Origin of the sequence: Pseudomonas sp. DWP3-1-3b3 (assembly GCF_049896305.1) — a bacterium.
In the GTDB taxonomy this organism is placed as follows: domain Bacteria; phylum Pseudomonadota; class Gammaproteobacteria; order Pseudomonadales; family Pseudomonadaceae; genus Aquipseudomonas; species Aquipseudomonas azotoformans_A.
Window position 1 is genome coordinate 224,247 of sequence record NZ_JAFCUA010000003.1, and the last position, 22,140, is coordinate 246,386.

At 61.7% G+C, this 22,140-nt stretch carries 22 protein-coding genes and 1 riboswitch; of the genes, 18 read left to right on the plus strand and 4 right to left on the minus strand.

Annotation, left to right across the window (positions count from 1 at the left end; genetic code table 11):
- Positions 1–17: 17 nt before the first annotated feature.
- The 7 genes from ACP7BX_RS11020 (at position 18) to ACP7BX_RS11050 (ending at position 7,647) form a co-directional block, all read left to right on the plus strand.
- Entirely contained in the window at positions 18–911 is an 894-nt protein-coding gene (locus ACP7BX_RS11020; protein WP_028617381.1) for a LysR family transcriptional regulator, read from the plus strand.
- A 6-nt stretch (positions 912–917) separates the two neighbouring features.
- Entirely contained in the window at positions 918–1,514 is a 597-nt protein-coding gene (locus tag ACP7BX_RS11025; RefSeq protein WP_426126443.1) for a tRNA-uridine aminocarboxypropyltransferase, read from the plus strand.
- 111 nt (positions 1,515–1,625) lie between these two features.
- A complete protein-coding gene (gene cysM, locus ACP7BX_RS11030) occupies positions 1,626–2,528 on the plus strand; it encodes a cysteine synthase CysM (RefSeq protein ID WP_038847688.1) in 903 nt (300 codons plus the stop codon).
- Entirely contained in the window at positions 2,528–3,880 is a 1,353-nt protein-coding gene (gene rlmD / locus ACP7BX_RS11035) for a 23S rRNA (uracil(1939)-C(5))-methyltransferase RlmD (RefSeq protein ID WP_426126446.1), read from the plus strand. Before cysM ends, rlmD begins: the two co-directional genes overlap by 1 nt.
- Before the next feature lie 119 nt (positions 3,881–3,999).
- The gene (gene relA, locus ACP7BX_RS11040; protein WP_033900680.1) at positions 4,000–6,243 is read left to right on the plus strand and encodes a GTP diphosphokinase; all 2,244 of its coding nucleotides are present in this window, start codon (positions 4,000–4,002) and stop codon (positions 6,241–6,243) included.
- Positions 6,243–7,076 carry a nucleoside triphosphate pyrophosphohydrolase gene (mazG, locus tag ACP7BX_RS11045; protein WP_177059454.1) on the plus strand — a complete coding sequence of 278 codons (834 nt, stop codon included), beginning with the start codon at positions 6,243–6,245 and terminating at the stop codon, positions 7,074–7,076. Before relA ends, mazG begins: the two co-directional genes overlap by 1 nt.
- Positions 7,077–7,101: 25 nt before the next feature.
- Entirely contained in the window at positions 7,102–7,647 is a 546-nt protein-coding gene (locus ACP7BX_RS11050; protein WP_016976511.1) for a DUF2058 domain-containing protein, read from the plus strand.
- 146 nt (positions 7,648–7,793) lie between these two features.
- Here the strand turns inward: ACP7BX_RS11050 and ACP7BX_RS11055 are convergent, their stop codons facing one another.
- The 4 genes from ACP7BX_RS11055 to purM all read right to left on the minus strand — a co-directional run bounded on the left by ACP7BX_RS11055 (position 7,794) and on the right by purM (position 10,787).
- Positions 7,794–7,982 (minus strand): hypothetical protein, encoded by a 189-nt coding sequence (locus ACP7BX_RS11055; protein WP_033900685.1) that lies wholly within the window; start codon positions 7,980–7,982, stop codon positions 7,794–7,796.
- 374 nt (positions 7,983–8,356) lie between these two features.
- Positions 8,357–9,070 (minus strand): DUF3108 domain-containing protein, encoded by a 714-nt coding sequence (locus tag ACP7BX_RS11060; RefSeq protein WP_033900686.1) that lies wholly within the window; start codon positions 9,068–9,070, stop codon positions 8,357–8,359.
- A gap of 8 nt (positions 9,071–9,078) precedes the next feature.
- Complete coding sequence (gene purN / locus ACP7BX_RS11065) at positions 9,079–9,729, minus strand: phosphoribosylglycinamide formyltransferase (protein WP_010208659.1); 651 nt, start codon at positions 9,727–9,729, stop codon at positions 9,079–9,081.
- Positions 9,729–10,787, minus strand: a complete 1,059-nt coding sequence (gene purM / locus ACP7BX_RS11070) for a phosphoribosylformylglycinamidine cyclo-ligase (protein WP_010208661.1) — start codon at positions 10,785–10,787, stop codon at positions 9,729–9,731. The genes purN and purM overlap by 1 nt, the downstream gene beginning before the upstream one ends.
- Positions 10,788–11,129: 342 nt before the next feature.
- On the opposite strand from purM, the gene ACP7BX_RS11075 reads away from it, so the two are divergent.
- From ACP7BX_RS11075 to ACP7BX_RS11125, 11 genes are all read left to right on the plus strand, one after another.
- The gene (locus tag ACP7BX_RS11075; protein ID WP_426126449.1) at positions 11,130–12,170 is read left to right on the plus strand and encodes a DUF2066 domain-containing protein; all 1,041 of its coding nucleotides are present in this window, start codon (positions 11,130–11,132) and stop codon (positions 12,168–12,170) included.
- A gap of 32 nt (positions 12,171–12,202) precedes the next feature.
- Positions 12,203–13,276 (plus strand): AI-2E family transporter, encoded by a 1,074-nt coding sequence (locus tag ACP7BX_RS11080; RefSeq protein ID WP_033900692.1) that lies wholly within the window; start codon positions 12,203–12,205, stop codon positions 13,274–13,276.
- Between the two features lie 203 nt (positions 13,277–13,479).
- Positions 13,480–14,184 (plus strand): DnaA regulatory inactivator Hda, encoded by a 705-nt coding sequence (gene hda / locus ACP7BX_RS11085; RefSeq protein WP_010208669.1) that lies wholly within the window; start codon positions 13,480–13,482, stop codon positions 14,182–14,184.
- A 213-nt stretch (positions 14,185–14,397) separates the two neighbouring features.
- Positions 14,398–15,027: a C40 family peptidase gene (locus ACP7BX_RS11090; RefSeq protein ID WP_426126451.1), complete on the plus strand. Its 630-nt coding sequence runs from the start codon at positions 14,398–14,400 to the stop codon at positions 15,025–15,027.
- Positions 15,028–15,171: 144 nt separating this feature from the next.
- Complete coding sequence (locus ACP7BX_RS11095; RefSeq protein WP_028617370.1) at positions 15,172–15,708, plus strand: C40 family peptidase; 537 nt, start codon at positions 15,172–15,174, stop codon at positions 15,706–15,708.
- Positions 15,709–15,862: 154 nt separating this feature from the next.
- Positions 15,863–16,113: riboswitch (cobalamin riboswitch) on the plus strand.
- Positions 16,114–16,192: 79 nt separating this feature from the next.
- Entirely contained in the window at positions 16,193–16,804 is a 612-nt protein-coding gene (cobO, locus tag ACP7BX_RS11100; protein ID WP_010208674.1) for a cob(I)yrinic acid a,c-diamide adenosyltransferase, read from the plus strand.
- Entirely contained in the window at positions 16,801–18,108 is a 1,308-nt protein-coding gene (locus ACP7BX_RS11105; RefSeq protein ID WP_426126453.1) for a cobyrinate a,c-diamide synthase, read from the plus strand. The genes cobO and ACP7BX_RS11105 overlap by 4 nt, the downstream gene beginning before the upstream one ends.
- Positions 18,105–18,755, plus strand: coding sequence for a 5,6-dimethylbenzimidazole synthase (gene bluB / locus ACP7BX_RS11110; protein WP_426126455.1), 651 nt, complete (start codon positions 18,105–18,107; stop codon positions 18,753–18,755). The genes ACP7BX_RS11105 and bluB overlap by 4 nt, the downstream gene beginning before the upstream one ends.
- Positions 18,752–19,660, plus strand: a complete 909-nt coding sequence (gene cbiB / locus ACP7BX_RS11115) for an adenosylcobinamide-phosphate synthase CbiB (RefSeq protein ID WP_033900697.1) — start codon at positions 18,752–18,754, stop codon at positions 19,658–19,660. The genes bluB and cbiB overlap by 4 nt, the downstream gene beginning before the upstream one ends.
- Positions 19,653–20,642, plus strand: a complete 990-nt coding sequence (gene cobD / locus ACP7BX_RS11120) for a threonine-phosphate decarboxylase CobD (protein ID WP_426126458.1) — start codon at positions 19,653–19,655, stop codon at positions 20,640–20,642. The genes cbiB and cobD overlap by 8 nt, the downstream gene beginning before the upstream one ends.
- The gene (locus tag ACP7BX_RS11125; RefSeq protein WP_426126460.1) at positions 20,639–22,090 is read left to right on the plus strand and encodes a cobyric acid synthase; all 1,452 of its coding nucleotides are present in this window, start codon (positions 20,639–20,641) and stop codon (positions 22,088–22,090) included. Before cobD ends, ACP7BX_RS11125 begins: the two co-directional genes overlap by 4 nt.
- Positions 22,091–22,140: the final 50 nt, after the last annotated feature.

The following is a 22,140-nucleotide window of genomic DNA, read 5'->3' on the forward strand; positions in this document are numbered from 1 at the left end:
CACACCCGGAGCCGACCATGGCCAACGCCTTGCCCGACCTGAAACTCCTGCGCATCTTCGTCAGCGTCGTGCGGCACCAGGGGTTCGCCAACGCCCAGCACGAACTCAACCTGTCCACCTCGGCCATCAGTACGTACATGAGCCAGCTGGAAGCGGCGTTGGGCCTGGTGCTGTGTCATCGCGGGCGGGGTGGTTTCAGCCTCACCAGCAAAGGCGAATTGTTTCATCAAGAGACCTTGCGTCTGCTGGGCGAGCTGGAAGGCTTCGAGCAATACGCCGCCGCGTTGAAGGGCGAATTGCGCGGCACGCTGAAGCTGGGTGTACTGGACTCCACGGTCAGCGACAAAGCGTTACCCTTCGCCGAAGTGATCGGCGCCTACAGCCTGGAACACCCGGCGGTGCACTTGCATCTGTCGGTGATGAGCCCTTATGAACTGCAACTGGGCGTGCAGGACAACCGCCTGGACTTGGCCATCGGCGCGTTTTCCAACCGCATGAGCGGGCTGATCTACATGCCGCTGTACCGCGAGCAGCACTGGTTGTATTGCAGCACGCGGCATCCTTTGTTCAATGAACGGCGCATTCCCGAGCAGGTGATCACGCAGCAACGCATGGTCGGTCGCGGCTACTGGAGCCAGGCCGAATTGGCAAGGCACGGCTTCAAACACAGCGCAGCCACCGTGGAGAGTATGGAGGCGCAGTTGATCTTGGTACTGTCCGGCGCCTACATCGGTTATTTGCCCGAACACTACGCCCAGGCCTGGGCCGACAAGGGCGATTTGCGCGTCTTGCTGCCGGCGACCTTCGGCTACCAGGCACCCTTCTCGATGATCATGCGTCGAGGTCGCAGCCGCGAACCGCTGATCCAGACCTTCCGCGACTTGCTCAAAGCCCAGCTCAACCAGGCCTGATAAATCATGTCCAGACCCCAATGTTCCCGTTGCCTCAGGCCTGTCGCCCACTGCCTGTGCGCGCTGATCCCCAACCTCGACAGCCGGACCCGCGTGTTGCTGTTGCAGCACCCGAGCGAGGTCAACCATGCGCTGAATACCGCACGGTTGGCGGCGTTGGGGTTGAACAATGCGCAGTTGGTAGTAGGGGAGGTGTTTGAAGACTTGCCGACGTTGTTGAACGTGCCCGGTTACCAGGCACGGCTGCTGTTTCCGGCTGACGACACCCAGCCACTTAAAGCCTATGCGCCAGAAGATCAACCGCTGTTGCTGGTGGTCCCTGACGGCACTTGGCGCAAGGCGCGCAAACTCTTGCACCTCAATCCGTTGTTGGCAGCGCTACCCAGGGTGGCATTGGCCGAAGGCGCAGTGTCCCGCTATCGGCTGCGCAAGGCACCTGGCCCCGGCGCGCTGTCGACAGTGGAAGCGATTGTGCAGGCGCTGGAGGTCTTGGAGTCGCCCGCTTCGTTCGAAGCCTTGCTCAAACCCTTCGATGCGTTGATCGATGGCCAGATTGCGGCGATGGGGCTTGATGTGTTCAACCGCAACCATGGCGAACGGTAAACATTCGGCGTCTTATTCCTTTAAGCCATAAGCACCGCACTTTGCGTGATATGGCCCGCCGGCCTTTCCCGGTATGATGTTCGCCCCCGCAGTCTGGATTGCGAATACGCCATGACCTTGCAGTACCCTACAATCGCCGATTGCGTCGGCAACACGCCCCTGGTCCGCTTGCAACGCATGGCGGGTGAAACCAGCAATACCCTGTTGCTCAAGCTCGAAGGGAACAATCCGGCCGGCTCCGTGAAGGACCGCCCGGCGTTGTCGATGATCACCCGCGCCGAGCTGCGCGGGCAGATCAAGCCCGGCGACACCCTGATCGAAGCCACCTCGGGTAACACCGGGATCGCCCTGGCCATGGCCGCCGCGATCAAGGGTTACAAGATGATCCTGATCATGCCCGACAACGGCAGCGCCGAACGCAAGGCGGCAATGACCGCCTACGGCGCCCAGCTGATCCTGGTCACCCAGGAAGAAGGCATGGAAGGTGCACGGGACCTGGCCGAGCGCATGGCCGCCGAAGGCCGTGGCCTGGTGCTGGACCAGTTCGCCAACGGCGACAACCCCGAGGCGCACTACACCACCACCGGCCCGGAAATCTGGCGCCAGACGGGGGGCACCATCACCCATTTCGTCAGCTCCATGGGCACCACCGGCACCATCATGGGCAACTCGCGCTACCTGAAGGAGCAGAACCCGGCGATCCAGATCGTCGGCCTGCAACCGATGGAAGGCTCGGCCATTCCCGGTATCCGCCGCTGGCCCGAAGAGTATCTGCCGAAGATCTACAATGCGACCCGCGTAGACCGCATCATCGACATGGCCCAGCGCGAAGCCGAAGACACCACCCGCCGCCTGGCCCGTGAAGAAGGTATCTTCTGCGGCGTGTCGTCCGGTGGCGCGGTGGCCGGCATGTTGCGTTTGTCTAAAGAAGTGGAAAACGCGGTGATCGTTGCGATCATCTGTGACCGAGGCGACCGCTACCTGTCGACCGGCATCTTCGACGAACCCAACTGATGGCCAAGCACGAGAGAGGCCTGCGCTTCCAACCGACGGGCGGCAGCCGGGCCCCGCAGATTCCTGTAGGCAAGAAACAGCGCCTGACCATCGAGCGCCTGGCCAACGACGGCCGTGGCATCGTGTTCTTTGAAGGCCGTACCTGGTTTGTGAACGGCGCGCTGGCCGGCGAAGAAGTCGAAGCGCGAGTGTTGGGCGCCCACGGCAAGATTGTCGAGGCGCGCACCGAGCGCGTGTTCAAGGCCAGCGAATTGCGCCGCCCGGCGCCGTGCGCCCATGTCGGTCGCTGCGGCGGTTGCAGCGTGCAGCACTTGCCCCATACCGAACAGCTTGCCCTGAAACAGCGCATGCTCGCCGAGCAACTGTCCCGCGTGGCGGGTGTCGAACCGCAAGAGTGGGCTGCGCCTTTGAGCGGTCCGGAATTCGGTTACCGTCGCCGCGCCCGCGTGGCCGTGCGCTGGGATGCCAAGGCCAAACAGCTGGAAGTGGGTTTTCGCGCCGTGGCCAGCCAGGACATTGTTGCCATCGACGATTGCCCGGTGCTGGTACAGGCCTTGCAACCGATCATGCAGCGCCTGCCGAACATGCTGCGTCGCCTGAGCAAACCGCAGGCCCTGGGGCACGTGGAGTTGTTCAGCGGTACGTCCATCGCCGTGTTGCTGCGGCACATGGCGCCGCTGTCGGAAGCGGACCTGCAGGTGTTGAAAGAATTTTGTGCCTTCCATGAAGCTCAATTGTGGCTGCATGGCGAGGGTCAACCTGAGCCGGTCGAAGTCGATTCGGTCTTGGGTTTTCGATTGGAACAGTGGGATCTGGAGCTGGCCTACCGACCTGGCGACTTTGTGCAGGTCAACGCCGGGGTCAACGAAGCGATGGTCGCGCAGGCCCTGGAATGGCTGGCGCCACAACCCGACGAACGGGTGCTGGACCTGTTTTGCGGCCTGGGCAACTTCGCCCTGCCACTGGCGCGCCAAGTGCGTGAAGTGGTGGCGGTGGAAGGCGTGCAGACCATGGTGGACCGCGCGGCCGTCAACGCCGACAGCAACGATTTGCATAATGCCCAGTTTTTTCAGGCCGATTTGTCCCAGCCTTTGACTGACGCGGAATGGGCCAAACAGGGCTTTTCTGCGGTACTCTTGGACCCACCCCGTGATGGTGCCCTGGAGGTTGTGCGCAAGCTCGCGACCCTGGGAGCCAAGCGTCTGGTTTATGTGTCCTGCAACCCGGCCACGCTGGCGCGGGACACGGTTGAGTTGGTCAAGCAAGGCTACCGGCTAAAACGTGCCGGGATCCTCGACATGTTTCCGCAAACCGCGCATGTCGAGGCCATGGCGTTATTTGAAGCGGGCTAGGATGCCCGTTTAATCCGACCGGCCTGTCGTCTCCAGGGCCTGTGATCTGCCAGGGAGCAGTAGAAGGTCGGCGATGAATTCTGGCGCATCGAAGGTGCGTCGTAGGGAAGGTAAGCAAGATGGTACAGGTGAGAGCACACCAGCCGATCAACACCGACGGCAGTATCAATCTCGAGGCATGGCTGGATCATGCCATCAGTGTCGACCCGGCACTGGACCGTGAAGCCTTGAAAGCAGCCTGCGAGTTCGCTCGCGAGTCTGAGCAGCAAGACAATGCGGCCAAGAACCTGTGGGCCGAAGGCACTTCGAGCTTTCGCACCGGGTTGGAAATCGCCGAGATCCTCGCCGATCTCAAGCTGGACCAGGATTCATTGATTGCCGCCGTTCTGTATCGCGGCGTGCGTGAAGGGCATATTCAGTTGCCCACCGTCAGCCAGCGTTTCGGCGCCGTGGTGGCCAAGTTGATCGACGGCGTGCTGCGTATGGCCGCGATCAGCGCCAGCCTCAGCCCACGTCAGTCCATGGTGCTGGGCACCCAGGGCCAGGTCGAGAACCTGCGCAAGATGCTGGTGGCGATGGTCGACGACGTGCGTGTCGCCCTGATCAAGCTGGCCGAGCGCACCTGCGCGATCCGTGCGGTGAAGACCGCCGACGACGAAAAACGTAACCGCGTCGCCCGCGAAGTCTTCGATATCTATGCGCCGCTGGCCCACCGCCTGGGTATCGGCCATATCAAGTGGGAGCTGGAGGACTTGTCCTTCCGCTACCTCGAACCCGATCAATACAAACAGATTGCCACGCTGCTGCACGAGCGGCGGCTGGACCGTGAGCGCTTCATCGCCGACGTGATGAACCAGTTGCGTTCCGAGTTGCAGGCTACCGGCGTCGAAGCCGACATCAGCGGCCGCGCCAAGCACATCTATTCCATCTGGCGCAAAATGCAGCGCAAGGGCCTGGCGTTCAGTCAGATCTATGACGTGCGTGCGGTGCGCGTGCTGGTGCCGGAAATGCGCGACTGCTACACCGCGCTCGGCATCGTCCACACGCTGTGGCGGCACATTCCCAAGGAGTTTGACGACTACATCGCCAACCCCAAGGAGAACGGCTATCGCTCGCTGCACACCGCGGTGATCGGCCCCGAGGGCAAGGTGCTGGAAGTGCAGATCCGAACCCACGCCATGCACGAAGAGGCCGAGCTGGGCGTGTGTGCGCACTGGCGCTACAAGGGCACCGACGTCAAGGCCGGTTCCAACCAGTACGAAGAGAAAATCTCCTGGCTGCGCCAAGTGCTGGAATGGCACGAAGAGCTCGGCGACATCGGCGGCCTGGCCGAACAGCTGCGCGTGGATATCGAGCCGGACCGGGTCTACATCTTCACCCCGGACGGCCACGCCATCGATTTGCCCAAGGGCGCCACGCCGCTGGACTTCGCCTACCGCGTGCACACCGAGATCGGCCACAACTGCCGGGGCGCCAAGATCAATGGGCGCATCGTGCCGCTCAACTACAGCCTGCAGACCGGTGAACAGGTCGAGATCATCACCAGCAAGCACGGCACACCGAGCCGCGACTGGCTGAACCCGAACCTGGGCTACATCACCACGTCGCGGGCACGGGCGAAGATCGTCCACTGGTTCAAATTGCAGGCGCGCGACCAGAACGTCGCCGCCGGTAAAACCTTGCTTGAGCGCGAACTGGGGCGCCTCGGTCTGCCTCAGGTGGACTTCGACAAGTTGGCCGAAAAAGCCAACATGAAGATTGCCGAAGACATGTTCGCCGCCCTCGGTGCTGGCGATTTGCGCCTGGCCCAACTAGTCAACCTGGCGCAACAACTGGTCGAGCCGGAACGCGGCAGCGAACAGCTAGAACTGATCCCACGCAAGGCCACCGGCTACAAGCCCGGCAAACGCGGCGATATCCAGATCCAGGGCGTGGGCAACCTGATGACCCAAATCGCCGGCTGCTGCCAGCCGTTGCCGGGTGACGCCATCGTCGGCTATATCACCCAGGGCCGTGGCGTGAGCATTCACCGCCAGGACTGCGCCTCGGTGCTGCAACTGGGCGGGCGTGAGCCGGAGCGGATCATCCAGGTCAGCTGGGGCCCGGTGCCGGTGCTCACCTACCCGGTGGACATCATTATTCGTGCATACGACCGTTCCGGCTTGCTGCGGGATGTGTCGCAAGTATTGCTCAATGAGCGGATCAACGTGCTGGCGGTCAACACCCGCTCGAACAAAGAGGACAACACTGCGTTGATGTCCCTGACCATCGAGATTCCGGGGCTGGACGCACTGGGGCGGTTGCTGGGGCGGATTTCCCAGTTGCCGAATATCATCGAGACGCGGCGTAACCGTACACCATGATGTATTCGCTTGAAGACCTGCTGCACCTGATGAACCGCCTGCGGGACCCGCAATACGGGTGCCCGTGGGACATCAAGCAAACCTACGCGACCATCGTCCCGCACACCCTGGAAGAAGCCTACGAAGTGGCCGACGCCATCGAGCGCGGCGACTTCGATCACCTGCAAGGCGAGTTGGGCGACCTGTTGTTCCAGGTGGTGTATTACAGCCAACTGGCGCGGGAAGAAGGGCGCTTCGAATTCGCCGGGGTGATCGACAGCATCACGCGCAAGCTGATCCGTCGTCATCCCCACGTGTTCCCCACGGGCGATCTGTATGCACCGCTGGATATCCCGCAGCTCAGTGAAGAGCAGGTCAAGGAACGCTGGGAACAGATCAAGGCCGAGGAGCGTGCGGAAAAATCCGACGCGCCGGAGCAACTCTCCCTACTGGATGACGTGCCCACGGCGCTGCCGTCCCTGTCCCGCGCCGCCAAATTGCAGAAGCGCGCCAGCCAGGTCGGCTTCGACTGGCCGTCGGCCCTGCCGGTGGTGGATAACGTGCGCGAAGAGCTGGATGAAGTGCTCGAAGCCATGGCCGACAACGATTCTGCGGCGATTGCCGATGAGGTCGGTGACCTGTTGTTCGCGGCGGTCAACCTGGCCCGTCACCTCAAGGTCGACCCGGAAACCGCGCTGCGTGGCGCCAATGCCAAGTTCGAACGACGCTTCCGATTTATCGAACAGGCATTGCGCGATACGCACCAATCCATAGAAGATTGCACCCTCGAAACGATGGACGCCCTGTGGGGCGAAGCCAAACGTCAGGAAAAGAATGTGTCCAGCTGCGGTTGAGCAGTTGCCTAAGTGAGTAAGCACCATGAGCCTTTCCCTTCGCGACCAGTTGCTCAAAGCAGGTCTGGTCAACCAAAAGCAGGCCAAGCAGGTCGGCAAAGAGAAACAGAAGCAGCAGCGCCTGGTCCACAAAGGCCAGATCGAGGCGGATGACACCCAGGCCCGCCTGGCGGCCGAGGCGCACGCCGAGAAGGTCAAGCGCGACCAGGAGCTGAACCGCCAGCAGCAGGAAAAAGCCGAGGCCAAGGCCCGTACCGCCCAGGTCAAGCAACTGATCGAGACGTCGCGCCTGCCCAAGCTGACCACCGAGGACTACTACAACTTCGTGGATGACAAGAAGGTCAAGCGCCTGTCGGTCAACACGCTGATGCGCAACAAGCTGAGCAACGGCTCCCTGGCTATCGTGCATCACGGCGGCAGCTACGAGGTAATCCCGCGCGAAGCGGCGCTGAAGATCCAGGAGCGAGCACCGGAGCGTATCGTGCAGCTCAATATCCTGACGGAAAGCCAGGTGCCGGACGAGGATGACCCGTACGCGGCGTACCAGATCCCGGATGATCTGATGTGGTAAGGCTGTAGAAACAACATTGTGGCGAGCGAGCTTGCTCGCGTTGGGCTGCGAAGCGGCCCCATAAATGCAAAACCCGCTCAAGAGGCGGGTTTTGTGTTTTCAGGTATCCAGGCTGCGTGGGCCTTGTACCTGAGCCTTGCGAATACTCAGGAGCTTTCTGCCTGACGTTTCATCTCAAGCGACTCAAGCTCGTTTTTATAATTATGAGCGTCGCTCTCGTTGTGAAACATGCCGACCAACAGGTCTTGTTGGTGTACATCCCAGATGTGAATCCCATGGCCCAGTGCTTCGTGGGACATATGTTCGTCGTCGCGTTCAGTTACTTTTACAGTCATCTGCTTGCTCCAATCTCTGGTGGATCTGCGGCAAGTCGTCGCAGGCCTTTGTTATATGATTTGTTAGCTTGCTAAGTAAACCGACTTTTCGCGCAACAATTCATTGCAGCAAATGCAACAGTGCTGCAGGCCGCGTAAACCGAGACATTGCGCCGCAGAGCGCTGAGTTTTATGACAAAAGTTTCATGTTGGCGTAAGGCTTCAGCCGCGTATTGACTGGACCGCCGCTATCGCAGGCAAGCCAGCTCCCACATTTTGAAATGCATTCCAAATGTGGGAGCTGGCTTGCCTGCGATAGCGGTAGACGCTTCAACACAAAACCTCCAGACGAAAAAAAGCCCCGCATTCGCGAGGCTCTTTGTTCCCGCTACCGATCAGCTACCTTTGACAGCCTTACCGTCAACAGTACCGTCCTGCAGCATGATGTTGTATTCCTTGCCGTCGGTTTCCACCTGACGCAAGGCAACCAGGATGCCGCCCTGGTCCTTGGCAAACCACATCTGGGTGATGCGCTTGCTCTGAGTCGGGTCACGCACGCGCTCGACCTTGATCGCGTCGATGGAGCCTACCTTGGTCTGGACCTTTTCCGGGCCGATCACGCGGAAGTCGTAGGTGTCGACGTCAGTGCCTTCCACCACGTTGTAGCTCATGCTCTTCTTGCCGGCCGCCACATCGCGCTGCAGGGCCAACTGGTAGGTCGACTTGTCGAGCATGCCGCTTTGCAGGGGCACGTTGACCGCGTCCTTGTTTTCAAAGCCGGTGACTTTCTTGGCGGTCTGGTCGAAGTCCAGGTTGATCTTCTTCGCCTTGCCCAGGCCACCGCGCTCGAAGGTGTAGCTCTTCGGTTGCAGGGTGTCCTTGTCGAATTGGATCACGCTGGTTTCGGTGAGGCTGGCGATCATCATGGAAGCCTTGAAATTTAAGGTCCAGGTGCCGTCGCCATTCTTGGCCAGGCTGCGTTCAGCCGAACCACTCATGGGCAGCTGTTTCCAGTCGGCGGTGTAGCTTACGGAGAAAGGGTGAAGGTCTGCTGCTTGCACGGCTGGCAAGGCGAACAGCGCAAAAGCGAAGAGCAAGGCGCGACGCATAAAATCTCCTAGGTTCGAATCAAGTGGCCGCTGGCCGCGAGTAACTGACCGTCCAATAATGCACCCTGGTCACCAAGAATCAACCGCCCCTCGGCAAACCAGCGAACCGCCAGCGGGTAAATCCTGTGTTCCTGGGTGTGAACCCGTTGCGCAAGCGTCTGCGCCGAGTCGTCAGACTCTACCGGAACCACTGCCTGTACGACCAGAGGCCCGCCATCGAGTTCCTCGGTGACAAAGTGCACGCTGCAGCCATGCTCGCTGTCGCCGGCATCGAGGGCACGCTGGTGCGTGTGCATGCCCTTGTATTTGGGCAGCAGGGAAGGGTGGATATTGAGCAGGCGCCCTTCGTAATGTCGCACGAAATCAGCGCTGAGGATGCGCATGAAGCCGGCGAGTACAACGAGTTTGGGGTTGAAGGCGTCGATCAGTTCGATCAAGGCGCTGTCGAAGGCCTCGCGACCTTCGAAAGCCTTGTGATCCAGCGAGCGGGTATCGATACCCGCATCCCTGGCGCGTTGCAGGCCGTAGGCGTCGCTGCGGTTGGAGATCACCGCAGCGATACGCACCGGGCTGTCGCCGGTGCGCGTGCTGTCGATCAGGGCCTGCAAGTTACTGCCGGTGCCGGAGAGCAGCACCACGACATCACAGGTCTGAGGCATCAGTGAGCCTTGAGGTTCTTCAGTTCGACCTGGGCTGCGCCTTCTGGAGCAGTGGCGATCTGGCCGATGACCCAAGGCTGCTCGCCGGCTTCACGCAGTACGTTCAGCGCGGTTTCAACGTGCTCTTGCGCCACGCAGATGACCATGCCCACGCCGCAGTTCAGCACGCGGTGCATCTCGGTTTCGTCGACGTTGCCTTTCTCTTGCAGCCAGTCGAATACCGCAGGGCGCTGCCAGCTGGCCACGTCGACGATGGCCTGGGCGCCTTTTGGCAGGACGCGCGGGATGTTGTCCAGCAGGCCGCCACCGGTGATGTGGGCCATGGCCTTGACGGCGCCAGTGTCCTTGATCAGCTTGAGCAGAGGCTTGACGTAGATGCGGGTCGGGGCCATCAGCAGATCGGTCAGCGGCTTGCCATCGAGTTGGGTGTTCTCGATCTCGGCGCCGGACACTTCGATGATCTTGCGGATCAGCGAGTAACCGTTGGAGTGCGGGCCGGAGGATGGCAGGGCCAAGAGGGCGTCACCGGCGGCAACCTTGGAGCCGTCGATGATTTCGGCTTTTTCTACGACGCCGACGCAGAAGCCGGCCAGGTCGTAGTCTTCGCCTTCGTACATGCCTGGCATTTCAGCGGTTTCGCCGCCGACCAGGGAGCAACCCGACAGTTCGCAGCCAGCGCCGATACCGGTGACCACTTGTGCAGCGGTGTCCACGTTCAGCTTGCCGGTGGCGTAGTAGTCCAGGAAGAACAGCGGCTCGGCGCCGCACACCACCAGGTCGTTGACGCACATGGCAACCAGGTCGATGCCGATGGTGTCGTGCTTGTTCAGGTTCAGTGCCAGGCGCAGCTTGGTGCCCACACCGTCGGTGCCGGAAACCAGTACAGGCTGCTTGTAGCCGGCCGGGATTTCGCAGAGGGCGCCAAAACCGCCCAGGCCGCCCATGACTTCGGGGCGCGCAGTGCGCTTGGCGACGCTCTTGATGCGTTCGACCAATGCTTCACCGGCGTCGATGTCTACACCGGCGTCCTTGTAGCTCAGGGAGGGTTGCTTGCTCATGATCCAGGCCTTTAGGGGGGATTCAGGGGTAACGACCGAGCGGGCGGGGGCTTTTATAAAGGCCACGCCGTTGACGGTCTGCGAAGGCGCGCGATTTTATCAGGCTTGAGGGGCAGCGGCCATCCTCGGGCCGACGGGCAGGGGCATATGGTGTTAAAAAAATGCTAATCGGGTCTGCTTTGGCGCGTATTAAGGTATAGCCTTTACGGCGCTAGCGTTGTGACAGTACGAAAACTTACCAAGACCCTGTGAATGTTTTACCGGTCGCCGTGGTCACAGCCTTGGCAAACCGAGTTCACGCGGTCTGTTCCAGCCGCTAAATTTGTCGTTCGGGAATCTTCCATGCGTCTGTGTAAATTCTTCTTTGTAGGCTTCTTGTCGTTGGTCAGCCTGGCGAGTCATGCCGAAACCCTCAATGGCCTTTATCAAGTACTCGAACCCGTCAGCAGCCAGTCGCCCCAAGAGCGTGACCAGGCGACCCAGCGCGCCGTGCAGACCCTGGTGATTCGCCTGACCGGCGACGCCAAGGCTGCCGATGGCCCGGGCCTGGCGGCCGTTCGTAAAGATCCGCAACAAATCATCAGCCAATATGGCTACGACGCCGGCCCGCCGGAAAGCCTGCAAGTGGATTTCGACCCGGTGAGCACTGATCGCGTCTTGCGTGAAGCTGGCTTGTCGATCTGGGGCAGCAATCGGCCGTCGATCCTTGGTTGGTGGCTGAACGACTCCACCGAAGGCAGCAGCCTGGTGGGCGATGGCCAGACCGTCGCCCAGGCGTTGCGCCGTGCCGCGCAACACCGGGGCTTGCCGCTGCGCTTGCCCCTGGGTGACCTGGATGAGCAGGTGGTCGCCACCGCACCGAACCTGGAAAGTGCTGACGCCACACCGCTGCGCGCCGCCTCCGAGCGTTATGGCGCCGACGCCTTGCTGGCCGTGCATGCGCGCCAGGAAGGCAGCCAATGGCAAGCCAAATGGCGTTTGTGGCTGGGCGACAAGAGCGAGCAGGGCACCGCGCAAGGGGCCGACACCGGCGCTGTGGCCGACGCGGTGATGCTGGCGGTCAGCCAAAAGCTCGCGCCACGCTTTGCGGTCAAACCCGGCGTGAGCACCGAACAACTGCTGGAAGTACAGGGCATGACCCTGGAGCGTTACGCCGCACTCGGTCATCTGCTTGAACCTTTTGGCGCTCAGCCACAACTCGTGGACGGCAATCGCATCGTGTACCGCGTCAATGGCAGTGCCGATCAATTACGTACCCAGTTGAGCCTGGCCAAGTTGCAGGAGGTTCCTGCGGGTGAAGCGCCGGTTCAGCAACCCGTAGTGGATGGCACGCAGCCAGCGGTCGCGCCCGAGCCTCAGGCGCAACTGCGTTTTCGTTGGTAGCAGTTTTCTTCTTTATATAGGTGGAGTGGTTTATGGCGGATACGCGTCGTTGGGTGTGGCTTGGCGGGATTGTCCTGCTGTGCGTTTTTGTGTTCCTGCTGCATTCGATCCTGACGCCGTTCCTGGTCGCGTTGCTGCTGGCCTATCTGTTCGATCCGGTGGTGGATCGCCTGGAGAAGGCCGGGTTGTCGCGCACCTGGGGCGTGGTGGCGGTATTCGCCCTGTTTACCCTGATCATCACGGCGCTGGTGCTGGTGCTGGTGCCGATGCTGGCCAAGCAACTGTTCCGCCTGTATGAGCTGGCGCCGCAGATGCTCGACTGGCTGCAACACACGGCGATGCCGTGGGCCCAGGCCAAGTTGGGGTTGGCGGATGGTTTCTGGAAGTTCGACAAGGTCAAGGCGGCTATCAGCGAGCATATGGGCCAGACCACCGATATCGTCGGTGTGGTCCTCAGCCAGGCGACGGCCTCCAGCCTGGCGTTGATTGGCTGGTTGACCAACCTGGTGCTGATCCCGGTGGTGGCGTTCTACCTGCTGCGCGACTGGGACATCATGATGGCCAAGATTCGCAGCCTGCTGCCGCGCAATCGCGAAGAGCGCATTGTCTCTCTGGCCGAGGAGTGTCATGAAGTGCTTGGCGCCTTTGTGCGCGGCCAATTGCTGGTGATGTTGGCACTGGGGATTATCTACGCCGCTGGCCTGATGGCCATCGGCCTGGAACTGGGCCTGTTGATCGGCCTGATCGCCGGTCTTGCCGCCATCGTGCCTTATATGGGCTTTGTGATTGGTATCGGCGCGGCGTTGGTGGCGGGGTTGTTCCAGTTTGGCGGTGACCTGTACCCGATGCTGGGGATCGTGGCGGTGTTTATGGTCGGCCAGGCGTTGGAAGGCATGGTGCTGACGCCGTTGCTGGTGGGTGATCGGATCGGCTTGCACCCTGTGGCGGTGATCTTTGCGATCCTGGCGGGCGGTGAGTTGTTCGGCTTCACTGGCATTCTGCTCGCGCTGCCGGTGGCGGCGGTGATCATGGTGCTGGTGCGCCATGTACACGATTTGTATAAGGATTCGGAGGTGTACACGGGGGTTGAAGACCCCGATCTGTAATCACTCTGCCACAAACCCGGCCCAGGTCGGGTTTGTTGTTTCTGGAGCCGGTGCGTCAAACAATCTGCGTAAATCCAACAAGTTAACGCAAACCTTTGATTTTGCTTGGGGTCTGTTGCATTGTGCGCCCGGCGTCACGGGTATAAACTTTGCAAACTTTACACAGAGGCCACTAACGGTTCGTTTGGAGCCGTTCAGTCAGCATGAAACCGATTCAGCTGCCCTTGGGTGTGCGTCTGCGTGACGACGCCACCTTTATCAACTACTACCCAGGCGCCAATGCCGCTGCACTCGGCTATGTCGAGCGGCTCTGCGAAGCCGACGCCGGGTGGACCGAAAGCCTGATCTATCTGTGGGGCAAGCACGGCGTAGGGCGTACCCACCTGTTGCAGGCCGCGTGCCTGCGGTTCGAGCAGATGGGCGAGCCGGCGGTTTACCTGCCCCTGGCGGAGTTGATGGATCGCGGTATCGGTATCTTCGACCATCTTGAGCAGTACGAGCTGGTGTGCCTGGACGATCTGCAAGCCATCGCCGGCAAGGCGGAGTGGGAAGAGGCGCTGTTCCATCTGTTCAACCGCTTGCGTGACAGCGGTCGGCGCCTGCTGATTGCCGCGTCCACCTCGCCACGTGAGTTACCGATCAAGCTGGCCGACCTCAAGTCGCGCATGACCCTGGCGCTGATCTTCCAGATGCGCCCACTCTCCGATGAAGACAAATTGCGTGCCTTGCAATTGCGTGCATCCCGTCGCGGCCTGCACCTCACCGACGAAGTGGGGCATTTCATCCTCACCCGCGGCACGCGCAGCATGAGCGCGTTGTTCGATCTGCTTGAACAGCTCGACCAAGCCTCCTTGCAGGCCCAGCGCAAGCTGACCATTCCCTTCTTGAAAGAAACCCTCGGCTGGTAGCCGGCCCGCTGTTTTCGCGGCTTTCGGCAAATTCCAGGCGCCAGAAAACCTGCGTTTGAGCCGGTTTGGCTACGCAAAAGGCAGATATAGGGTGTTAAGGGCTTAGATGTCATAGTCCAAACAAGAAGTCACATAGATCACGATTGAATTTGCAAATCGATGTGATAGAGGGCATAGTCTCGTCTTCTTTACATATCAGCCACGGTCGTGCCCATGCTAAATCGCTTCGCACCCCTCGTGCCCCTCGCACTCGTTACCCTGTTGTTTGGTTGCGCCTCCCACCCTCAACAGGTGGCAGAACAGCAAAAACCACAGATTCAAAATCAGGCAAAATTCGTTGCTGCACAGTCTGCTTCTGTTTATGAAGAAGAGCTGGCAACGGAAAAAGAACTGGCCAATTTCAATGGCAGCAAGCCTTACCAGCTGCCCGTTCTGGCCGACAGCATCCTCGAACGCGGCATGTCCCTGATCGGTACCCGTTACCGTTTCGGTGGCACCTCTGAAGCCGGTTTCGACTGCAGCGGTTTCATCGGCTACCTGTTTCGCGAAGAAGCTGGCATGAACCTGCCACGCTCCACCCGCGAAATGATCAACGTGGATGCACCGTTGGTCGCGCGCAACAACCTCAAGCCCGGTGATCTGCTTTTCTTCAGTACAGCGGGTCGTGGCCGTGTAAGTCATGCCGGTATCTACCTGGGCGATAACCAGTTTATCCACTCCAGCAGCCGTCGCAGTGGCGGTGTCCGGGTCGATAACCTGGGTGACAGCTACTGGAGCAAAACCTTCATCGAAGCCAAGCGCGCACTCGCCATGGCCCCGACGACGGTAACCGCTAGCAAGTAAACTTAAAGTGATACTTGAAGTTTGACGTGTAAGCGCTAGAATCCCTGGACATTGTTGTAATCCGTTCGCGCGAGCTTTGCTTGCGCGTTCTGGTTTTCAGCGTTCGGCAGCGAAAGCCGCATCCAGACCAGGATTGTTCTGCCCATGTCGACCTCGGCCCGCCTGATCCTTATTCTTTGCGCCGCGCTGCTCAGCGCCTGCGCAAGCCGCCCGCCGCCCGCGCCTGTGGCCGTCAAGCCCAAGCCGGTGTTCAACTACTCCACCCAGAATTTCTCGCCTGCGGCCGAAGATGTGCTCTTCCGCGCGCTGGGCCTGGTCGGCACGCCTTATCGTTGGGGCGGCAACACACCGGACTCCGGGTTTGATTGCAGCGGCCTGATCGGGTTTGTCTTCCGCGATGCTGCCGGCATCTCCCTGCCGCGCACCACCCGCGAACTGATCGTGATGCGCGCCCAGGATGTCAGCGAGCAGAATCTGCAGACCGGCGACTTGTTGTTCTTCGCTACAGGCGGCGGTTCACAGGTCAGCCACGCCGGGATCTACGTCGGTGAAGGCCGCTTTGTGCATGCACCGCAAACCGGCGGTACGGTGAAGCTCGACACCTTGTCCAAGGCGTATTGGCAGAATGCCTACCTGAGTGCCAAGCGCGTGTTGCCGGGAAATCTGGCGCGTAATCCCTGAATTGGCAAAGAGCCACTTGTGGGAGCGGGCTTGCTCGCGAATGCGGTCTGTCAGTTTGCTAATGTGCTGACTGACACACCGCATTCGCGAGCAAGCCCGCTCCCACATTGGTTTTGTGGTGGGTTTAATTGACGCTCCACCCCCAACCCACTAACCTTCGCCGCTTGTTCCAGGTGCTCTGTGACCCATGGGTCGACCGAGTGAAACAGGGAAGCCGGTGAGTGAGCGCACTTGTACACAGTGCCGCCGCGATTCCGGCGCTGCCCCCGCAACGGTAAATGAGTCAAGACGCTGCCTTTTGCCACTGTATCGCTCGCGATATGGGAAGGCGCAGCGTCGGTCTGCGCCTCTATAAGGCGCGCGCCACTCATGAGCCCGGAGACCGGCCTGCAACATCCAACAGCATCACGGTGGGCGATGCTTGGCTGTCTGTTTTTTCTTTTTCCTGCCCGCCGTTTTTGTCCAGCCCCAACGGAGAGCTGCCATGACCGATTCCCCCGACCGCGACGAACGCCATCTGGCGCGCATGCTGCGCAAAAAAGCCGTGATCGATGAACGCATCGCCAATTCCCCCAACGAGTGCGGCCTGCTGCTGGTGCTGACCGGCAACGGCAAAGGCAAGAGCAGCTCCGCGTTCGGCATGCTGGCCCGGGCCATGGGCCACGGCATGCAGTGCGGTGTGGTGCAGTTCATCAAGGGGCGCAACAGTACGGGTGAAGAGTTGTTCTTCCGCCGTTTCCCCGAGCAAGTGCGTTTCCACGTCATGGGCGAAGGCTTCACCTGGGAAACCCAGGACCGCCAGCGCGACATCGCCGCTGCCGAAGCCGCCTGGGCGGTTTCCCGCGAGTTGCTGCAGGACCCGTCCATCGGCCTGGTCGTACTGGATGAGCTGAACATCGCCCTCAAGCATGGCTACCTCGACCTGGACCAGGTGCTCAGCGACCTGCAAGCCCGCCCGCCGATGCAACACGTGGTGGTTACCGGCCGTGGCGCCAAGCCTGAACTGATCGAAATGGGCGACACCGTCACCGAAATGGGCATGCTCAAGCACGCGTTCCAGGCCGGTATCAAGGCACAGAAGGGCGTCGAACTTTGAATCAGCCCCGTCATTGCCCGGCCGTCTTGATCGCCGCACCGGCGTCCGGCCAGGGCAAAACCACCGTCACCGCCGCATTGGCCCGCTTGCACCGCAACCTGGGGCGCAAGGTGCGCGTGTTCAAATGCGGCCCGGACTTCCTCGACCCGATGATCCACGAACGCGCCAGCGGTGCGCCGGTGTATCAATTGGACATGTGGATGGTGGGCGAGCAGGAAAGTCGCCGCTTGCTGTGGGAGGCGGCGGGGGAGGCGGACCTGATCTTGATCGAAGGCGTGATGGGTCTGTTCGACGGCACGCCGTCCAGCGCCGACCTGGCGCGACACTTTGGTGTGCCGGTGCTTGGCGTGATCGACGGCACCGCCATGGCCCAGACCTTTGGCGCGTTGGCCCTGGGCCTGGCGCGTTATCAGCCGGACTTGCCGTTCGCTGGCGTGCTGGCTAACCGCGTCGGCACCCTGCGCCATGCGCAATTGCTTGAAGGCAGCCTCACCGAAGGCCTGCGTTGGTACGGCGCATTATCTCGCGAGACCGGTATCGAGCTGCCTAGCCGTCACCTGGGTTTGGTGCAGGCGAGCGAACTGAATGACCTCGATGTACGTCTCGATGCAGCCGCCCAAGCGCTGGGTAGCAGTTGCGAAGTCGCCTTGCCGCCGCCGGTCACCTTTGCCGCGCCTGAAGTGATCGACGCCGAGCCACTGCTTAACGGCGTGCGCATCGCCGTGGCCCGCGACGAAGCCTTCGCGTTCACCTACGGCGCCAGCCTTGACCTGTTGCGGGCAATGGGCGCTGAGCTGAAGTTCTTCTCGCCGATCCACGATCGCCAATTGCCGGACGCCGACAGTCTCTACCTGCCCGGTGGTTACCCGGAACTGCACCACCAGGCGCTGTCGCAAAATACCCCGATGCTCGACGCCATCCGTGCTCATCATGCCGCCGGCAAACCGCTGCTCGCCGAATGCGGCGGCATGCTCTACCTGCTGGACTCGCTGACCGATGTCGACGGCACTCGCGCCGAACTGGTCGGCCTGCTGCAAGGCGATGCGGTGATGCAGAAGAAACTCGCGGCCCTGGCGCTGCAAAATGTCGAACTGCCCGAAGGCACACTGCGCGGCCATACCTATCACCACTCGCTGACCACCACCGAATGGCAGCCGATTGCCCGTGGCCTGAGCCCCAATGGTGGACGCGGTGCCGAGGCGGTTTATCGGCAGGGGCGGATGACGGCGTCCTACGTACACTTCTATTTCCCCTCGAATCCCCAGGCGGTGGCCGCATTGTTCGCGCCCGATCCAGCACTATGAGCGACAACGCCTTCCCCCAGGCCGACCGCGACGCCGTCTACCGTGCCATCGCCGAACGCCGTGACATGCGCCATTTCAGCGGCGGCACCGTCGCCCCCGAATTGCTTCATCGCCTGCTCCAGGCCGCGCACCAGGCACCCAGTGTCGGCCTGATGCAGCCCTGGCGTTTTATCCGCATCAGCGACCGTCAGTTGCGTGGTCAGATTCAACAGTTGGTGGAAGAAGAGCGTGTACGCACCGCCGAAGCCCTGGGCGAGCGTTCCGACGAGTTCATGAAGCTCAAGGTCGAAGGCATTCACGACTGCGCCGAAGTGCTGGTGGCGGCGTTGATGGATGATCGCGAGCGGCACATCTTTGGCCGCCGTACCTTGCCGGAGATGGACATGGCCTCGCTGTCCTGCGCGATCCAGAACCTGTGGCTGGCCGCCCGCGTCGAAGGCCTGGGCATGGGCTGGGTCTCGCTGTTCGAGCCCCAGGCCCTGGCCGATCTGTTGGGTTTACCGCTCGGCGCGAAACCCTTGGCGGTGCTGTGCCTGGGGCCGGTGGCCGAGTTTTACCCGGCACCGATGTTGCAACTCGAGGGCTGGACCGAGCCTCGGCCGCTGAGTGACATGTTGTATGAGAATGGGTGGGGAGTGAGTCAATGAGTGTGGCCTTGCTGTGTGTCGCTGCAGTCGCGCTGGATGCGCTGCTGGGCGAACCCAGGCGCTGGCATCCGCTGGTGGCGTTCGGCAATTTCGCCGGGCGCATCGAGCAACGTTTCAATACCGGTGGCCGCGGCTGGCGCAGCCATGGCGTGACCGCGTGGTTTATCGCCGTGGTGCCGCTGACCCTGCTGGCCACGGCGTTATCCTGGGCACCTTACATCGGCTGGGTATTGGAGATCCTGGCGCTGTATTGCGCCCTTGGCATGCGCAGTCTCGGTGAGCATGTGATCCCGGTGGCCCAAGCCTTGCGCAGTGATGACCTTGAGGAAGCACGCAAGCGCGTGAGCTACCTGGTGAGCCGTCAGACCAGTGAGCTGGACCGCACCGAAGTCGCCCGCGCCGCTACCGAGTCGGTGCTGGAAAACGGCAGCGATGCGGTGTTTGCTGCGATTTTCTGGTTTGTCGTCGCGGGTGTGCCAGGCGTGGTGCTTTATCGCCTGAGCAACACCCTCGACGCCATGTGGGGCTATCGCAACGAACGTTTCGAGCGCTTCGGCTGGGCAGCGGCAAAGATCGATGATGTGCTGAACTACATTCCTGCACGCCTGGTGGCGTTGACTTACGCCGTACTGGGCAAGACGCGCCTGGCGCTCAAATGCTGGCGCACCCAAGGCCCGACCTGGGACAGCCCCAACGCGGGCCCGGTCATGGCGGCCGGTGCCGGTGCGCTGGGCGTGGAGTTGGGCGGCGCCGCGATCTATCACGGCGAAGTGCACCAGCGTCCGCAACTGGGCGAAGGCCCTCCGGCGGATGCCGATTCCATCGACCGAGGCTGGCAACTGGTGCAGCGCGGCGTATGGTTGTGGCTGCTGATCCTATGCGCGGGGGCGCAATTTTATGCTTGAGCACGGTGGCCGGCTGCGTAAGGCGGCGATTCAGTACGGGATTGCCGAGGCCGATTGGCTCGACTTGTCCAGCGGCCTCGCGCCCTGGCCGTGGCCGATCCCCGAGATCCCGCTGCGGGCCTGGGCGCGCCTGCCAGAAACCGACGATGGCCTGGAGCAGGCCGCCAGCGAATACTACGGCGCTGCGCACCTGTTACCGGTGCCCGGTTCCCAGGCGGCCATCCAGTTGCTGCCACGCCTGCGCCGCGCGGGCAAAGTCGGTGTGCTGTCGCCGTGTTATGCCGAACACGCCGAAGCCTGGCGTCGCGCCGGCTACGTGGTGCGCGAAGTGCAGGAGCAGGAAGTCGACTTCTTTCTCGATGGTCTCGATGTGTTGGTGGTGGTCAACCCCAACAATCCCACCGGCCTGAGCCTGACCCCGCAGCGCTTGCTGGACTGGCACTCGCGGCTGGCCCAGCGCGGCGGCTGGCTGGTGGTAGACGAAGCCTTCATGGACGTCACCCCGCAACTGAGCCTGGCGGGCCAGGCCCATCAGGTTGGCCTGATCGTGTTGCGTTCGTTCGGCAAGTTCTTCGGCCTGGCCGGGGTGCGGCTGGGTTTTGTGTTGGCCGAGCGCAAACTGCTCAAGTTGCTGGCCGAACAGGTCGGCCCTTGGGCGGTCAGCGGGCCGACGCGGGTGTTGGGCCAGGTATGCCTGCGCGACACGGCCGGGCATGCGCGGCAACGCACGCGGTGCATCGAGGCCGGCCAGCGGTTGTTCGCCTTGCTGGAGCGCCACGGCTTCCAGCCCCAGGGCGGCTGCGCGTTGTTTCAATGGCTGATCACGCCCCACGCCGAACGCATGCACGAATTCATGGCCCAGCGCGGCATCCTGCTGCGGCTGTTTGTCCACGACAGCAGCCTGCGCTTTGGCCTACCCGATACCGAAGCTGACTGGCTGCGCCTGGACCAAGCCCTGGTCGTCTATAAGGACGCCACATGAGTACGCTGATGGTGCAAGGCACCACCTCCGACGCCGGCAAAAGTACCTTGGTGACCGCGCTGTGCCGCTGGTTGGTCCGTCAGGGCGTGGCGGTGGCGCCGTTCAAGCCGCAGAACATGGCGCTCAACAGCGCCGTGACCGCCGAAGGCGGCGAGATCGGCCGCGCCCAGGCCGTGCAGGCCCAGGCCGCCTACCTGGCGCCGCACACCGACATGAACCCGGTGCTGCTCAAGCCCAACAGTGACACCGGCTCCCAAGTCATCATCCACGGCCGCGCCGTCACCAGCATGAACGCGGTGGCCTATCACGACTACAAAGCCATCGCGATGCAGGCGGTGCTGGCCTCCCACGCCCGGTTGAGCCAGGCCTACTCGGTGGTGATGGTGGAAGGCGCGGGCTCCCCGGCGGAGATCAACCTGCGCGTCAATGACATCGCCAACATGGGCTTCGCCGAGGCGGTGGATTGCCCGGTGTTGCTGATCGCCGATATCAATCGTGGCGGCGTGTTTGCCCATCTGGTCGGCACCCTGGAACTGCTGTCGCCCACGGAACAGGCGCGGGTCAAAGGCTTCATCATCAACCGTTTTCGCGGTGACATCGCGTTGCTGCAACCCGGCCTGGACTGGCTGGAAGCGCGCACCGGCAAACCGGTGGTCGGCGTGTTGCCCTATGTGATGGACCTGCACCTGGAGGCCGAAGACGGCATCGACAGGCGCCAGATCGACAAGGCGGCCCAGGTACTCAAGGTGGTGGTGCCGGTATTGCCGCGCATCAGCAACCACACGGATTTCGACCCACTGCGCCTGCATCCCCAAGTGGATCTGCAGTTCATCGGGCCGGGCCAGTCGATCCCTGGCGCCGACCTGATCATCCTCCCTGGCTCGAAAAGCGTGCGCAGTGACTTGGCGTACTTGCGTGCCAACGGCTGGGATACCGCCGTGGCGCGGCACTTGCGCTATGGCGGCAAGGTGCTGGGTATTTGCGGTGGCCTGCAGATGCTCGGTGAGCAGGTGCATGACCCGTTGGGCCTGGAAGGGGCTGGCGGATCCAGCGATGGCCTGGGGTTGCTGGCGTTCAGCACCACGCTCGAAGAAGAGAAGCAGTTGCGTAATGTGCGTGGGCGTTTGGTGCTGGAGGATGCCGAGGTCAGTGGTTATGAGATTCATGCGGGTGTGACGTCCGGCGAAGCATTGCTTAACGCTGCGGTGTTGCTGGATGACGGTCGCACGGACGGTGCTCAAAGCGCTGATGGACAGATCCTTGGTACTTATCTGCACGGGTTGTTCGAAAACCCGGCGGCGTGTAGTGCCTTGCTGCGCTGGGCAGGTTTGCAGGACGTGCAAGCAGTGGATTATCACGGGTTGCGTGAGCGTGATATCGAGCGTCTGGCGGACCTGGTGGAAAACCATTTGGATACCGATTTGTTACGCAAGCTGTGTGGGGTTTGACTGTGAGTATGCGGTCTCAGTGTGGGAGCGGGCTTGCCCGCGAAGGCGGC

Bases quoted from the DNA above. Each gene is read 5' to 3' on its own strand.
- ACP7BX_RS11020 (WP_028617381.1), top strand. From the start codon at position 18: ATGGCCAACGCCTTGCCCGACCTGAAACTCCTGCGCATCTTCGTCAGC.
- ACP7BX_RS11025 (WP_426126443.1), top strand. From the start codon at position 918: ATGTCCAGACCCCAATGTTCCCGTTGCCTCAGGCCTGTCGCCCACTGC.
- cysM (WP_038847688.1), top strand. From the start codon at position 1,626: ATGACCTTGCAGTACCCTACAATCGCCGATTGCGTCGGCAACACGCCC.
- rlmD (WP_426126446.1), top strand. From the start codon at position 2,528: ATGGCCAAGCACGAGAGAGGCCTGCGCTTCCAACCGACGGGCGGCAGC.
- relA (WP_033900680.1), top strand. From the start codon at position 4,000: ATGGTACAGGTGAGAGCACACCAGCCGATCAACACCGACGGCAGTATC.
- mazG (WP_177059454.1), top strand. From the start codon at position 6,243: ATGTATTCGCTTGAAGACCTGCTGCACCTGATGAACCGCCTGCGGGAC.
- ACP7BX_RS11050 (WP_016976511.1), top strand. From the start codon at position 7,102: ATGAGCCTTTCCCTTCGCGACCAGTTGCTCAAAGCAGGTCTGGTCAAC.
- ACP7BX_RS11055 (WP_033900685.1), bottom strand. From the start codon at position 7,982: ATGACTGTAAAAGTAACTGAACGCGACGACGAACATATGTCCCACGAA.
- ACP7BX_RS11060 (WP_033900686.1), bottom strand. From the start codon at position 9,070: ATGCGTCGCGCCTTGCTCTTCGCTTTTGCGCTGTTCGCCTTGCCAGCC.
- purN (WP_010208659.1), bottom strand. From the start codon at position 9,729: ATGCCTCAGACCTGTGATGTCGTGGTGCTGCTCTCCGGCACCGGCAGT.
- purM (WP_010208661.1), bottom strand. From the start codon at position 10,787: ATGAGCAAGCAACCCTCCCTGAGCTACAAGGACGCCGGTGTAGACATC.
- ACP7BX_RS11075 (WP_426126449.1), top strand. From the start codon at position 11,130: ATGCGTCTGTGTAAATTCTTCTTTGTAGGCTTCTTGTCGTTGGTCAGC.
- ACP7BX_RS11080 (WP_033900692.1), top strand. From the start codon at position 12,203: ATGGCGGATACGCGTCGTTGGGTGTGGCTTGGCGGGATTGTCCTGCTG.
- hda (WP_010208669.1), top strand. From the start codon at position 13,480: ATGAAACCGATTCAGCTGCCCTTGGGTGTGCGTCTGCGTGACGACGCC.
- ACP7BX_RS11090 (WP_426126451.1), top strand. From the start codon at position 14,398: ATGCTAAATCGCTTCGCACCCCTCGTGCCCCTCGCACTCGTTACCCTG.
- ACP7BX_RS11095 (WP_028617370.1), top strand. From the start codon at position 15,172: ATGTCGACCTCGGCCCGCCTGATCCTTATTCTTTGCGCCGCGCTGCTC.
- cobO (WP_010208674.1), top strand. From the start codon at position 16,193: ATGACCGATTCCCCCGACCGCGACGAACGCCATCTGGCGCGCATGCTG.
- bluB (WP_426126455.1), top strand. From the start codon at position 18,105: ATGAGCGACAACGCCTTCCCCCAGGCCGACCGCGACGCCGTCTACCGT.
- cbiB (WP_033900697.1), top strand. From the start codon at position 18,752: ATGAGTGTGGCCTTGCTGTGTGTCGCTGCAGTCGCGCTGGATGCGCTG.
- cobD (WP_426126458.1), top strand. From the start codon at position 19,653: ATGCTTGAGCACGGTGGCCGGCTGCGTAAGGCGGCGATTCAGTACGGG.
- ACP7BX_RS11125 (WP_426126460.1), top strand. From the start codon at position 20,639: ATGAGTACGCTGATGGTGCAAGGCACCACCTCCGACGCCGGCAAAAGT.